Annotated in this window: 11 protein-coding genes; all 11 read right to left on the bottom strand. The window is 39.5% G+C overall.

The features are described from left to right. Positions 1 to 94: 94 nt before the first annotated feature. The 11 genes from H4J56_RS16070 to H4J56_RS16020 all read right to left on the bottom strand — a co-directional run bounded on the left by H4J56_RS16070 (position 95) and on the right by H4J56_RS16020 (position 14713). A complete protein-coding gene (locus tag H4J56_RS16070) occupies positions 95 to 3100 on the bottom strand; it encodes a TonB-dependent receptor (protein WP_182250752.1) in 3006 nt (1001 codons plus the stop codon). 713 nt (positions 3101 to 3813) lie between these two features. Continuing rightward, positions 3814 to 4620: an enoyl-CoA hydratase gene (locus tag H4J56_RS16065; RefSeq protein ID WP_182259601.1), complete on the bottom strand. Its 807-nt coding sequence runs from the start codon at positions 4618 to 4620 to the stop codon at positions 3814 to 3816. Next, entirely contained in the window at positions 4620 to 5090 is a 471-nt protein-coding gene (locus H4J56_RS16060; RefSeq protein WP_182216640.1) for a PaaI family thioesterase, read from the bottom strand. Before H4J56_RS16060 ends, H4J56_RS16065 begins: the two co-directional genes overlap by 1 nt. 14 nt (positions 5091 to 5104) lie before the next feature. Next, positions 5105 to 6355, bottom strand: a complete 1251-nt coding sequence (locus H4J56_RS16055) for a phenylacetate--CoA ligase family protein (protein ID WP_182216638.1) — start codon at positions 6353 to 6355, stop codon at positions 5105 to 5107. Between the two features lie 49 nt (positions 6356 to 6404). Further along, positions 6405 to 7226, bottom strand: coding sequence for an ABC transporter ATP-binding protein (locus H4J56_RS16050; RefSeq protein WP_182216636.1), 822 nt, complete (start codon positions 7224 to 7226; stop codon positions 6405 to 6407). 84 nt (positions 7227 to 7310) lie between these two features. Beyond that, positions 7311 to 8558: an ABC transporter substrate-binding protein gene (locus tag H4J56_RS16045; RefSeq protein ID WP_182216634.1), complete on the bottom strand. Its 1248-nt coding sequence runs from the start codon at positions 8556 to 8558 to the stop codon at positions 7311 to 7313. Positions 8559 to 8681: 123 nt separating this feature from the next. After that, positions 8682 to 9755, bottom strand: coding sequence for a branched-chain amino acid ABC transporter permease (locus H4J56_RS16040; protein WP_182216632.1), 1074 nt, complete (start codon positions 9753 to 9755; stop codon positions 8682 to 8684). An 84-nt stretch (positions 9756 to 9839) separates the two neighbouring features. Then, positions 9840 to 10733, bottom strand: a complete 894-nt coding sequence (locus H4J56_RS16035; protein ID WP_182216630.1) for a branched-chain amino acid ABC transporter permease — start codon at positions 10731 to 10733, stop codon at positions 9840 to 9842. Continuing rightward, complete coding sequence (locus H4J56_RS16030) at positions 10730 to 12682, bottom strand: long-chain fatty acid--CoA ligase (protein ID WP_182216628.1); 1953 nt, start codon at positions 12680 to 12682, stop codon at positions 10730 to 10732. Before H4J56_RS16030 ends, H4J56_RS16035 begins: the two co-directional genes overlap by 4 nt. Continuing rightward, entirely contained in the window at positions 12682 to 13485 is an 804-nt protein-coding gene (locus H4J56_RS16025) for an ABC transporter ATP-binding protein (RefSeq protein WP_182216626.1), read from the bottom strand. The genes H4J56_RS16030 and H4J56_RS16025 overlap by 1 nt, the downstream gene beginning before the upstream one ends. Before the next feature lie 184 nt (positions 13486 to 13669). Continuing rightward, positions 13670 to 14713 carry a DcaP family trimeric outer membrane transporter gene (locus tag H4J56_RS16020; protein ID WP_182216625.1) on the bottom strand — a complete coding sequence of 348 codons (1044 nt, stop codon included), beginning with the start codon at positions 14711 to 14713 and terminating at the stop codon, positions 13670 to 13672. Positions 14714 to 14797: the final 84 nt, after the last annotated feature.

Raw genomic sequence — 14797 nt, 5'->3', positions numbered from 1 at the left:
AATAGCAAGAAGTGCCTAAATTCATCTATAAAAAAGCCGCTCAGTTTACCTGAACGGCTTGGCTAATTTAAATATGTTTAACTTTACTATTTAATTAGAAACTATAACGAGCAGTCAGTGTAATTCTACGTGGAGCTTGGTAGTTTACCGGTGTCGTATAGTTAGGGTTAGGCAGTCTCGATGAAGCCGAGCCTACGTCACCTGTTTCATTGTATTCAGTGACTTCTTGAAAGTTAAAGGCATTTCTGACATTGACTTTCACGGTTAAGCCATCAACATATTCCGGCTTATATGTTAAACCTAGGTCAACATTTTTAACCCATGGAGTACGGCCTTGATCGCCACGATTACCTAAGACACCACCACAGTAAAACGATGAAGCACCGTAATTAGCTAAACCGCCAGCATCAACACCTAACTCATCTCTAAGTTCGTCAAGCGGAATAAAACCAACACAGTTTCTTGGACGACCAGATTGTAAACTGAAATTAGCAGATACTGAAATCTCATCATTAACTTGGTATGCACCAAAAGCTTTAAAGGTGTGACGACGATCATTGGGTAAAGCACCATAGGCACCATGCTGAAATAATGCATTATCAATGTCTTGTGTTAAACCTGCATCCTCTTGCTCTAGAGTCGAGTTAACATAACCTTCTGAGTTACCTTCACTTTTAGCTAAAGTATAAGAGCCCTGCAAGAACCAACCGTCAGCAAAAGGCTTCTCGAAAGTGAATTCTAAAGCTTTATAAGTACGTTTGTATTTTTCTAGGCCGAAGTATTCTTCAGGAACACTTTCTACGTCGTAATTACCGTCATTGTTAAGATCCAGCGCAATAGAAAAATCATTACCTGGGTTCATCATCATACAGCCAGCCATTGATTTATAATCGAAATCATTATAACCATTGTCTGTTGCATAATCGATAAATGGCTGATGAGAACAGTAATCATCCATGCCATCTTTAACTTCACGGTAAATAGCCTTGGCACCTAAAATCCAGTCATCAACCTGCTGTTGATAGCCAAGAATAAATTCATCTTGATGCATAGGTTTTAAGTTTGTTGCCGCTACGGTTCTTGAATCAGGCGCTTTCTCATCACCGTTAGAGTTTCTTGTACCAATAGCGTCGCCCACTTTATCAGGAGCAGCAGTGATTGGATTTTCATCAGCACTGTCTACATAAAAGTACTCTTCATAGCTCCATTCAGTGCCTGCAGCACGAATATTTGTATTAGCCGCGATTGGCATAAAGTAACGCCCGGCAGTACCGAAAAGTTTTTTGTTACCATCGCCATCCATATCCCAAGAGAAGCCCAAACGCGGCGCCAATTCACTGTCAGATTTAACAAATGAATCGCCATCACCGTTGCGGTTTTCAAAGCCTTCAGAACGTAAACCTAAGTACACCATCCACTCATCAGTAACTTGCCAAGTGTCTTCTATATAAAATGCTGTGTTTTCAACTTCATAAGAAGCAGAACCCGTATTACTTTCTCTATGGCGAATATATTCTTCACCTGCTGTTACAAATGCACCATTGACGCTTTGTCCGCCTGCTCCGTCAACATCTTGAGCTACATGCCAGCGCCAGTATTCGCCACCTGTAAAGGTAGTGCCTCGTTTAGTCGAGGTAAATTTCTCTTGGTCATAACCGACACGAAGTGTATGTTCACCTAGAATCCATTCTGCGCCTAAACGTAAAGAGTCGCGTTCATCAGTATCAGAAGCGATCCCAGCTTCAGGCACAGTACTTTGGCCTTGAGCAATACCCCAACAACCAATGCTTTGTGAACTTGAAGGTGTTTCACGGCGATCGAATACTAACTCACATTCAGCGCCAGGGCCGATATCAGGGTTACGCGTTTCTAGTTCATTGGTCATGTTGCCCCAAAGAACACTTACTGAGAAATCATCAGTTAAAAATCCGGTATAGTTAACGATAGTAACATCGCCACCTTTGGTGATCTCATAAGGGTCAGCAGCTTCACCATGAGTCCCAGTGTAATACATACCTTCAGGGTTACTGTATGAGGTAAATTCTTGTGTTTCTTCATTATCGATGTAAGTCATCTCTAATAAATGGTCGTCTGAGATATTCCAATCAAGCTTTAACAAGTACATTGGTGAGTCGTCTTTCATTGTCTCACTTGTTTGTTTGCCAAAGGTATTGCTTTCATCATCTTGGCCTTCAAATAAGCCAAAAAAGAATAGTTTATCTTCAACAATAGCGCCTGATGCATAGGCATTATAGGATAAAGAGTCAAATTCATTAGCTGAGCGGAATGAAGAATAACGGTTAGAGTATTCTAAATCAGGATCGCGAGAAGTAACATCTTTGCCATCTTCTCTAAAACTTGCTGGCGTAGATTCAATTGAGCCACCAAATTTCCATTCATTTGAACCACGTTTAGTTACTAAACTAACAACGCCACCTAATGAACGACCGTATTCTGCGCCATAACCACCGGTGCGAACTTGTTGCTGTGAAACAGCATCATAAGGAAGGTCAGCAAAAGAGGTAAAGTTACGAATATTAGTAACATCGAAACCATTAATAAAATAACCATTTTCAGCAATTGACGAACCACCAAAAGAGGCCGTATTACCATTTCCTAAACCAGAATCACCTGCTGTTGCTCCAGGAGCTAACAAAGCAACTGATGTCAAATCTCTTGCTACCGGTAATAAGTCTATTTGCTCAGCAGTAAAGACTGAAGTCGATTCTACCGATGTGGTATCGATACTAACTAAAGAATTACCCACAATAGAGATAATTTCAGAAACTTCTGTAAAATCAACATTACTGCCCTTACCAATAGCGACTAAGATGTTTCGAGTATCTACACCATTGTCGACAGTATATTTGCCTGTCGGCAACTTAGAAAAGTTAAAACGGCCATCTTCACCAACAACAACAACGCGTTTAAAACCTGTCGCTGGGTTCTGAATTGTTACACTTTTACCCTGAATGGCTTTACCGTAAATAGAGCCACTAACATTATCGGCAAAAGTCATCGGAGACGCAGCTAAACATGCCCCAACTGCGATAGCAGCTAACGAGCGATTAAAGCTTCGCTTTATATTTGAATTTTTCATTATTATGTTTATCTCCAGTATTTAATAATTATTATTTGAACAAACCAAAAATGTTACAAAAAAGTAACACCTTATTGCATTCTTACCCAAACAAAGTGACTTTACAAGCATAGTACGAAAAAAGCTGTAGAAAGTACTCAGCAGAATACTCTGATACTGTTGGCATTAGGATAACTTTGATTACCGCTATACAATTTTATTAGCATCTAGATTAAAAAGTTAATATTTACCTTTATTAACAACAAGCTAATAAATATTTAGACGCAGTTGTTTAATAAAAATAATAAATTTTTATTAAACAACTGAAAAAATACCACATAAAAATCAACTTCAACGATTGTAAAAGCAATGAAATTATGGATATTAGAGTTAAAACCCCACTAAACTTCACACTTAAAAATAACATCCTCGTACTTTTAACAAAAAAATAACAATTAGGTAAAATCCGATAAAAAGACAAAATATAAAACTAGTGTAAAGTGTGAAATCAAATCACATGCTTTCAATAAGTCAATTATCTCTTAAACAGAGTTGAGTGTAATTTAGAAAGTAGACATTGATAAACAGAAATAGGGCATTGATTGACGAACGTCATTCAATGCCCTATTCTTTAAATATCAAGGATTTAAATTATTAATATATTCAATTAATAATTTTGGAAAAAAACAACATAAAATATTAAGTGATTTCCTAATAAAGCTTACAAACTGGTTTCAAATCTCTCCCCATTTCGCTTCACGTTTATCAAAAAAAGCACAAACACCTTCCTCACATTCCTCTGAAAGCATCGCTGCAACCATGCTTGCGCCAGCATGAGCAAAAGCAGTTTCAATTGGCATTTCTAGTTGCTGATAAAAGGCTTCTTTACCCGCTTTTATACCGATGGCAGATTTACTGGCAATTTTTTGTGCCAGCTTTTCTGTTTCTTCCAATAGAAAATCAGTAGGTACTGCACGATTAATTAAACCAAAACGTACCGCGTCTGCTGCTGAAAAAAGATCGCCTGTTAACGCTAATTCCATAGCATGTTTGCGGTGAATATTTCTTCCAATGCCTACCAAAGGTGTACTACAAAAAGTACCGATATTAACGCCAGGGGTACAAAACTTAGCATTTTCACTGGCAATCGCTAAGTCACACATTGACACTAACTGACATCCAGCTGCTGTTGCAGTGGCTTGCACACAAGCAATAATTGCTTTGGGTGATTTTACTAATGACATCATCATGTCTGCACAACTATTTAAAACGTCGTTAACACGCTGTTCGCGCGTTAACGGGTCATCTAACGTTCTACCACTCATTTCTTTTAAGTCATGACCTGCCGAAAATACTTTACCAGAGCCGGTGATCACAATAACTTTTACTTCACGGTCATTGTTCGCTAAGGTTATTGACGATTTCAGTACCGAGATCATGGCTGAAGAAAGTGGATTTCTTGCTTCAGGTCTATTTAATGTTAGCCATAGCACTCGACCTGACATCCGAGATAAAACATAGGGCTGTGCTGAGTTACTCATCACTTTACCACCATAGTTGCGGGCATTTTTACAGCGATCACCGTCCCTTTTGCACAAGTAACCCCCTTAGCTGAGACAGTAACTTCTACGATTATTTTTCGTTCTTTTACTTCAACAAATGTGCCTATTAGTTCAAGTTCAACCGCCTGAGGCGTTGGCGCTAGATAATTAATATTCAGCGCAGCAGTAACAAAACGTAGCGCAGGAGAGCTGCCCATTTCTCGATCTTCACACTGATACGCCATGGCAGAGGCACTTCCTGTGCCGTGACAATCAATTAATGACGCAATTAGACCACCATAAACAAAACCAGGGATCGCTGTGTGGTAAGGCTCAGGGGTAAAATGAGCAATTGTTTTCTCACCAGACCAATAACTTTTTAACTGATGCCCCTCGGGGTTATTGGTGCCACAACCATAACAATGACTTAAATCGTCTGGGTAACACGCTTGAAATGCTTTGCTGTTCATATTTATTCCTTAAATTAAGAGAGCGTTCTCAAATCATCAATAACTTTGCCATCATCTTTTAATTGCTTTAGTGGTAATAATTCCACATTACCTGATAATTTGGTAATAGACTTTAGGCTTAACGAAATAGCTAATACCAGCGCGGCTTCTTGCTCAATCGAATAGTTTTCATGGTTAATTTCACATTGTAAAAGCATACTGTCATTAAAGTTTTCACTGGTGATCAACAAACGAACCTTAGCAATTTCAGTATGGGCTTGGCGTACTCGTTCAATTTGAATAGGATGTACAAACATCCCTTTTATTTTAGCGGTTTGATCAGCACGACCTAACCAGCCTTTAATACGTTTATTGGTGCGACCACAGGCACTTACTCCTACTTTTATGGCTGATAAATCACCGGTTGCAAAACGAATTAGTGGGTAATCTTTATTAAAATTAGTGATGACCACTTCACCTACTTCACCATCAGGCAAGGGCTCTGTTGTGCCCGGCCTGACAATCTCAACAATAATATCTTCAGCAATAATTAACCCATCAGACTGCGCACTTTCATAAGCAATTAAACCCACATCTGCTGAGGCATAGGCTTGCAAAGTTTCAACCCCTCGTGCTTGTAATTCACCTCGCAAGCCCTCGGGTAAAGCCTCACCCGTTACTAAAGCTTTAGAGATACTAGAGATGTCTCTATTTTGTTGTTGAGCTTTATCTAATAATATTTTCAAGAATGAGGGTGTGCCGCAATAGCCTGAGGGCTTTAAATTTTCAATTATCTCAAGTTGCTGTTCCGTTTGTCCTGGCCCCGCGGGTATAACAGCACAACCACAAGCTTTCGCGCCCGAGTCCATAATAAAACCGCCCGGCGTAAGATGATAAGACAAGCAATTTTGTATACGGTCTCCTGCGCGAAAACCAGCCGCATAAAAGGCACGACCCATTCGCCACCAATCATTACCATCACCTTCTGGGTCGTTTATCGGCCCTGGTGATTGAAAAATTCGCCCAATATTAGCTGACTTAGCATCTAGACCCGCAAAAATAGGTTGTGCTTGTTGCAAAGCAATTAAGTCTGATTTATGCATTATCGGCAATGAAGCAAGTAAAGCTCTAGAGCTTATTTTTTCAAGGGTAATATCAGCCAGCTTATCTTGGTAATACGGGCATTGGCTTTGAGCAAACAGAAGTTGCGCGGGTAATTGCCCAAATAATGTGTTTTCTCGCTGCAGTTCACTTTGGTGTTCTTTGTCATCATAGAAGCTATTCATATCGTTGTTCATTCCTTAATATTATTTGCGGGTCTTATTATTGAAAAAATCACAACCAACGTTTACGACGCTTATAAGACTTAAGATTCTTAAAGCTTTTGCGGTTTTCATTACCACCGCCTAAGTAGAATTCTTTTACATCTTCATTATTTAGCAATTGATCTTGCGTGCCATCAAGCACTATTTTTCCTGACTCCATAATGTAGCCATAGTCTGCTGCTTTGATCGCGTAATTGGCATTTTGCTCAACCAGCAGCATAGTAATACCTTGGTCACGATTGATTTTTCCAATAATATCGAACACTTCTTTCACTAAAAGTGGTGACAAGCCCATGGAAGGTTCATCAAGACAGATCATTTTAGGGCGCGCCATTAATGCTCGACCTATCGCTAACATTTGTTGCTCTCCTCCTGACAAATAACCTGCTAATCCGGTACGTTCTTTTAAGCGAGGAAAATAGTTATAGACCATTTCGATATCTTGATTAATTTTTTTGTCATTGCGGGTATATGCGCCTAATTTTAGGTTTTCAAGTGACGTCATATCTTCAATAATACGTCGGCCTTCCATTACCTGAAATAGACCACTGCGCACTACGTCTTCAGCATTTTTACTGTCAATACGCTCCCCCATAAAGGTAATGTCGCCGCGAGTAACTTCACCTTTTTCACTTTTCAACAAACCTGAAATCGCTTTTAAAGTGGTCGATTTACCAGCACCATTTGGCCCCAATAAAGTGACGACATCCCCCTCAGGAACATCTAACGAAACTCCGCGTAAAACTTGAATGACGTCATCGTAAACAACTTCAATATTATTCACTGACAATAGCGGTTTAGCTGTTGCTATTTTAACTGCAGGTTGTGACATAAATACTCCGTAAAACTTCATAAAGACAGACGCTTAATTATTTCCTGCCTTTATGAGGCTAAAATAAATAAAAACTAATGAAAATTAGTAACCTAACCAATCATCACGACGATCTAAAGTAACCGACGTCACTTTTTCAATTTTTATATCACCGTCGTTATAATTACCTTTATAGATGTTTACTTGGTTAACGCCTCGGTGGTCTTCATTAGTCCAGTTAGCGGCTAAACAAACGCCCTCTAAACCTTTTGGAACCCAGTCAGTATTTGCGTACATACCCTTTTTAATATTTTCGCCGGTAATGCCGCCATTGTCTTTCGCCCACTCCATCGCTTCTTTCATAAAGTAAGCAGAGCAAACACCGCGCATATAGTGATGTGAACGTGATTCATTTCCTGATTCATCAGACATTTTTGAAATTTCGCGTACTAATTTCATACCTGGGACGTCGTCTGTCCAAAAAGGTGTCATGGTGGGGAAGATATAATCTTTAATACCTGGTCCTGCCGCTTGGAAAACTTGTTTATCGCCTCCCCAGATATTCGACATAAATTGAATATCTGTGCCTATGGTATTACATGATTTAATCAAGGATTGAACTGACCCCCCTAAGTTACCTATGTAACCATAATTAGATTCTGAGCTTTTTAAACTCAGACACTGTGCTTTAAAGTCACCGGGCTTCATTGAAACAACAACCGGTGGTTGCACATCAAAACCGAGCTCTATCGCATATTCTGCACAAGCGGCTTTGGGTGCATTAGGGTAAGGGTGATTAGCACCAATATGGGTAAATTTAGGTTTGCCTGAGCTACCTTTTGTTTTCCAATCTTGTGCTGCCCATTGCACTAATCCCCGACAAGCGTCTGAGTATGAGGCGCCATAGAAAAAATTATAAGGTGCTGGTTTTTTAGTCTCTGGGTTTTTGCCTGTTGGGTCAGTTAAATGCCCAGAGTAGGAAGCTGAAAAAACAGGGACTTTGTCTTTAGCAACAAAAGAAATTAACGCTTCGGTGTCAGCAGTACCCCAACCTTGCATCGCGACCATTTGTTTACGTGACTTCCACTTTTTATAATTAGAAATGGCTTGTGGCACTTTATAAGCATAATCAACAGTTTCAAATTCAAGCTTGGTCCCTTTTATGCCGCCATGCTCATTAATATAGGCTAATGAATCACGTACGCCGTCAGCATATACTTTACCTACAAAAGCGGTTGGTCCAGACATATCAGCCAAATGCCCCACAAATACTGAATCTTCTGACATTGCTTGTCCACTTGATCCTAATACCGCACACGTAATAATTGAACGCACTAATAGTTTTTTCTGCATGGTAATAATCCTTTTGTAATGTGATTGGCTAATACAATTACTGTAGTTGCCATTATTATTTTTTAGTTTATTGAGCCAGCAAGTAAATCTCACTGGCTTTTTATTCTCCCTGATACTTAAGCTTTAATAAGCAAAAGGGTAAAATTTCCAGTAATTTTTAATTTGAGCCCAGCGATGCGCTAAACCTTCAGGCTCGAAGATTAAGAACAAGATAATCACTAAACCAATGGCCATTTCTTTAATGAAAGCTAAACCATCAATCACCATAGGAATATTTCCCCAAGTGGTTTCTTTCATCATGCCAACCCCACCAGCAAGAAATTCAGGTAATAACACCATAAAAATCACCCCCATCATGGTGCCTTTCACTGAACCTAAGCCGCCGATAATAATCATCGCTAAAAATTGAATGGAAAGAAAAATAGTGAAGCCTTCAGCCGACACATAACCTAAATAGTGCGCATATAACGCACCACCAATACCCGCATAAAAAGACGATATACCAAATGACAACAAACGATATTTATTTAATTTAACGCCCATTATTTCAGCTGATAAATAATGGTCGCGTACCGCAACAAAAGCTCGACCATCTCGACTTCTTATTAAATTACAGCCCCAAATAAACATAAAGACAAAAGCAAATAAAGCGATGTAGTAAAAGCTTTGGTCTGTATCAAAAGCGTAACCAAATAAATTAACAGGCTCTGCCATTGAACCTGAAGACCCTCCAGAAAACCAATCAGCTCGAGCAAAGAAATCTTGAAGAATAAACTGAGCAGACAGCGTTGCTATCGCAAGATATAAACCTTTAATTCTTGCTGCAGGCATACCAAACATCATGCCCACAGCCATCGTTAAAAACCCAGCTAAAGGTATACAGAGAAACACGGGGATCTCCATTGACATATTTAGCCAGGCTGATGCAAATGCACCAAAACCAAAGAACGCACCATGGCCTAAAGATATTTGCCCGGTATAACCAACCAAAATATTTAGTCCGAGTGCTGCAATGCCTAAGTACGACATTTGAATCAGTAAACTTAGAATATAACCATCAAAAAATAGCGGTACTGTAATTAAAAACGCGACAGCGATAATTGCCATAATTCTAATGTTTTTTGTTTCGAAAATAGTATTATCTTGTTTATAACTAGTGCGAAAATCTCCGCACGGGCGCATCGTTAAACTCGACATAATTTACTCCTTAAACTGGTTTGCTAAATGAGTGTTCTATTTAACTGCTAGCAACAACTCATTAATGAATAATCCTATCAATGGCTATATGCGTTCAATATCTTTTGTGCCGAATAAACCGTAAGGTTTAAACCACAAGATAATTAACAACACATAAAAAGGAGCGATGTCGTACATGTTGCCAATATGGAAGTATTGACTATCAAAGAACTCAGCAACATTTTCTAAAACACCAATAAACAATCCACCAACGATGGCACCAACAATAGAGTCAAGCCCACCAAGAATTACCGCTGGAAAAACCTTAATACCCATAATAGATAACGAATCTGAAACACCGTTGACTAAGCCAATAACAATACCGGCAGTTGCTGACACCGTAGCAGCAATTCCCCAGCTCATCGCAAAGACGCTTTTTACCGATATACCCAAACTTTGAGCTACTTGTTGATCAAAGGCAGTCGCTCGCATCGCTAAACCATGTTTTGAATATTTGAAGAAAAAGAAGAAAGCCAACATCACAAATAAAGCAATACCGGTACTCAGCAAATAAGCCACTTCAACATTTAAACCAAATATTTCGATACTTTGCTTTTCAAAGACCTGTGGGTAACTTTGTGGGTTTAAGCCAAAAATCCACTTCATTAACGCTTGAAAGAACATGGACAAACCTATCGTGATCATAATGACTGAGATAATGGGCTCGCCGATCATCGGTCTAAGCACAATCATTTGCAGCAACACACCAAAACCTGCCATAAAAAATAACGTTAAGAAGAACCCAACGATAAAGGGCAGTTCCATGTAAATTAAGAATGCCCAACACACCCAAGCACCAATCAGTAAAAATTCACCTTGAGCAAAGTTAACTATTTGTGTTGATTTATAAACCAGCACAAAACACATCGCGACAACGCCATATAACAAACCGACAATCAGGCCATTAGTAATTAACTGAAATAGAAGTTCAAAATTCATGATGCTTTCCTCTGTTCATGTGCAGATGGGGCGCAGACATTGTTTTTATTAGATAATGTTGCGACCTTTAATTGAGTTTGGATACGCGTTTTACCGCCATCTTGGAAGGTGATCACCGTATCAACATCAACATATTCTTGGTCATCATAGATAGAGCTAATGATGTCGCCATACTTGTCAGCAATGACTGAACGCCTAACTTTTCGAGTACGTGTTAACTCGCCATCGTCTGCATCAAGTTCTTTGTAAAGTAATAAGAATTTATTGATTTTTTGTGCATCGGGTAGTGTCTCATTAACCTTTGAAACTTCTTCAGTTAGCTTTTGATAAACTTCCGGTAACGCAGACAAACTGGTGTAGTTGGTAAAGGATAAACCTTGTTGCTCAGCCCACTTAGAAACGATACTAAAACGTATACAAATCATCGCCGACAGGTAAGGTTTGTCTTTACCCAAAATAACCGCTTCGCCAATAAAAGATGAGAATTTCAATTTGTTTTCAATATATTGCGGAGAGTATTGGTCGCCATTACTGGTTTTGGCTAAATCTTTAATACGGTCAATAATAACCAGGTGGCCTGATGGTTTAAAATAGCCAGCATCACCCGTGTGCATCCAACCATCTTTTACGTCATCGTCGTATGCTTTTTGATTATCAATGTACCCCGTAAACATACCAATTGTTTTGCCAAGGACTTCGCCAATACCTTGAGTATCTTCATTAATTATTTTTACATCGGCGCAATCAAAAGCAACACCGACGCTGTCATAATCAATGTCATTTTCTTGATGTACCGTATAAGCACCACACAATTCAGTTTGTCCATAAAGTTGACGAAGCGGCACCCCAATCGTTTGGAAAAATCTAAAGGTATCAGGTCCCATAGCAGCGCCACCTGTTGCGGCAGATTTTAAGAAGGTAAAACCTAAACGATCACGGAGTGCTTTCATTAATAGTACGTCAGCCAACCAAGACTTTTCTCCTTTTGCTTGCGCGCTTTCGGCTAACTTCATCGCGTAATTAAAGATTTTTTGTTTTAGCGGTGTAGAGTCCATCATTCTTGAAGTCACGTCCGCTAAAATACCTTCCCAAACTCTAGGCGCCAGTAAAACAAAGCTTGGGCCTATTTCGCGAAGGTCTGCCATTAATGTTTCTTGCTGCTCAACAAAATTAACAATTTGGCGAGCAATTAATGCCTGACCTACCGCATAAACCTGCTCCATGATCCAAGGTAAAGGCAGTACTGAAACATAGTTATCACCAGGCTGACGAGGGTCAGCACGTAAATACGATGAACAATGTTTGACAAAATTACCACCCGCCAACAAAGCAATTTTAGGCTTAGACGTAGTACCAGAAGTTGTGCAATAAATCGCGGTGTTTTCAGCTTTCGTGGCGTTAACGAGTGCTTCATATTTATCCGGTGATGCTTGGTCTATTGTCTGACCTTGTTTGTAGATGTCTTCAATACTGACTAACCGAGGATCATTATATTTACGCATACCTCGCGGATCACAATAAACAATGCATTTCACATCAGGTATGCCATCACCAAGCTCTAAAAGCTTATCGCATTGCTCTTCATCTTCAGCGATAACAACGGTCGCATTACTTTTATTGAGCAGATAAATTACTTCTTCATGAAGCGAGTCTTGGAAAATACCAATGGAATAACAACTCATTGCGTGTGCAGCGATTTCACCCCAAACCCATTCAGGGCGGTTGTCACCCAGCAAAGCAATCGCGTCACCGGCTTTAATACCACGTTCACCCAAAGCGATCGCTAACCACTTCACACGATTTTGGTAATCAACCCAACTAAATTCATTCCAGATCCCAAACTCTTTTTCTCGCATGGCGATATCATTGGGCCAATTTTTTGCATTTTCTCGAAGTATCTTTGGGAAAGTATCGAGTGCACCCATATCAAAATCATTGGTTATACTCATTATCCAACTCCTTGCAAGTCTTCGAGTTCATCATCTTCAACGCCTAAATAAGCACGTTTTACATGTTCGTTCGCCATCACTTCTTCGGGTAAACCGCACATCAATTTTTTACCAAAGTCGAGTACCATCACTTCATGTGAAATATCCATAACCACACCCATGTCGTGCTCTATCATCACAACTGTAATGCCAAACTCTTCGTTAAGATCTAAGATATAGCGCGCCATATCTTCTTTCTCTTCTAAGTTCATGCCCGCCATAGGCTCATCAAGTAAAATGAGTTGCGGGTTCAGCGCCATCGCTCGAGCAAGTTCTACCCGTTTTCTAAGGCCATAAGATAAAGTGCCCGCGACTGATTTTCTGATATGTGATATTTCTAAAAAATCAATAATCTCTTCAACATAACGTCGATGTTCTAGTTCTTCTTTTTGTGCTTTAGATGCCCAATAAAGAGGGCCCGTGATCCAGTTATTTTTCAACAAATGATGGCGACCCACCATAATATTGTCTAACACAGACATATGCCCAAATAAGGCTAAATTTTGAAAAGTACGTCCCATACCTAAATCAGCACGGTCATTAGGACGTAAGTGAGTAACTTCTTGATTATTTAAAGCAATAGAACCACTGTTTGGACGGTAGCGCCCTGAGATACAATTTAGCATTGAGGTTTTACCCGCCCCATTTGGGCCGATAATAGAAAAGATAGCGCCTCGTGAAACTTCGAAGCTGACATCAGTAAGTGCTTTAACACCACCGAAAGCTAACGATATTTGATCAATTTTGAGTATTGGTTCAGACATACTCACACTCCTGATAGATAATTTTTGTCTTTAGCCGTTTTTTCAAAAATAATGAAAGAGTAACCACTAAAATAAAAGGTGATCTGGTATTTAGCACTGAGCAAAATAAAGATCCTATTTTCAATAGACTTGCGTAAAACTAGCTAACCGCTTCATAACGAGTTAGCTATAACGTTATTACTTTTTACAAGGTGTATTTGAATGATAACTGCAGGTAGTCTGAGTCTTTATTGATTTCGTCCATAGAGAAGTTTCCAACTTCAACACCTACCGCTAATTCCTTAGTGAAATTGGTGAATAAGTTAACACTCCATTGGCTACGTTCAGCACCAGACACATCAGCTTCAGCATACCCATACATTGCTGTTGAACGTAAACTTTCATCCCAAAAATGACGGTAAGCCACAAGATAAGAAGTCGTATCTTCTATCTTGTCATTATTTAGATCTGGCGCAAACGCTAAACCGACATAACGCCCAAGTTCACCTTTGTGAACTTGAAAGCGTAAATCATCTTTACCAACCGTTTTAATACGACCGGCAATTGATACGCCAAAAGCACTTTCTGAGTTACCTAAAGAGGTTGTTAAGCTACGTGCCAAACCTGAAAAAGAGACGTTACCCCAATCACCTTTTAGGTTATATCGGGCAACAACATCAGGTTTATCATCTTGTGAAGCATCGCCCCCCCACGACTCAGGGTTTTCTATAGAAACTTGAAAGTTACCTTGGGTATAACGTATTTGGGTTTGACGAACGAAAACTATACCAATGGTGGCACCAGCAAAATCAGCGGTTTCGGCCAAAGCACTCGTATTCATGAACGTTGACCATGTTTGACCCGCTAATACGTTTTTATAACTGATAAAAGCATGACGAAGACGATTATGAGAAGAGTTTGACCAACGTTGATCACCCCCGCCCCCTAAAAAGTCCATTTCAAGAAAGCCCGTGACATCACCATGTGAATATTTAAGATTAAAGCGAGATTCATTAGCATTCATTTTAAATTGAGATTGACTATCGGTAAGCGGCGCTCCAGCTCCAACCCAAAAGTCTCGATACGCAACATCACCATCAACATAGCGAGCATCAACTTTAATATAGCCACCCAGAGTAACTTTATCAGTATCTGTTAGTTTAAATTCATAAGCTGCATTTGCTGAACCTGCAGCCAATGAACCCAATAAGGTGGCGAGTAATAGTTTTTTATTCTTCTGAATTTTCATTGACCAATTCCCCAAGTAATTTTTATAAGTGTTATGTGTCTGAAACAAATATCACTAAAAAAACAGCGAGTCACAATTGGCAAT

The sequence above is a fragment of the Colwellia sp. BRX8-4 genome, from assembly GCF_014077345.1.
In the GTDB taxonomy this organism is placed as follows: Bacteria; Pseudomonadota; Gammaproteobacteria; order Enterobacterales; family Alteromonadaceae; genus Colwellia_A.
The sequence above is the reverse complement of the archived record's forward strand: the minus strand, read 5'-3'. Positions and strand labels throughout refer to the sequence as shown.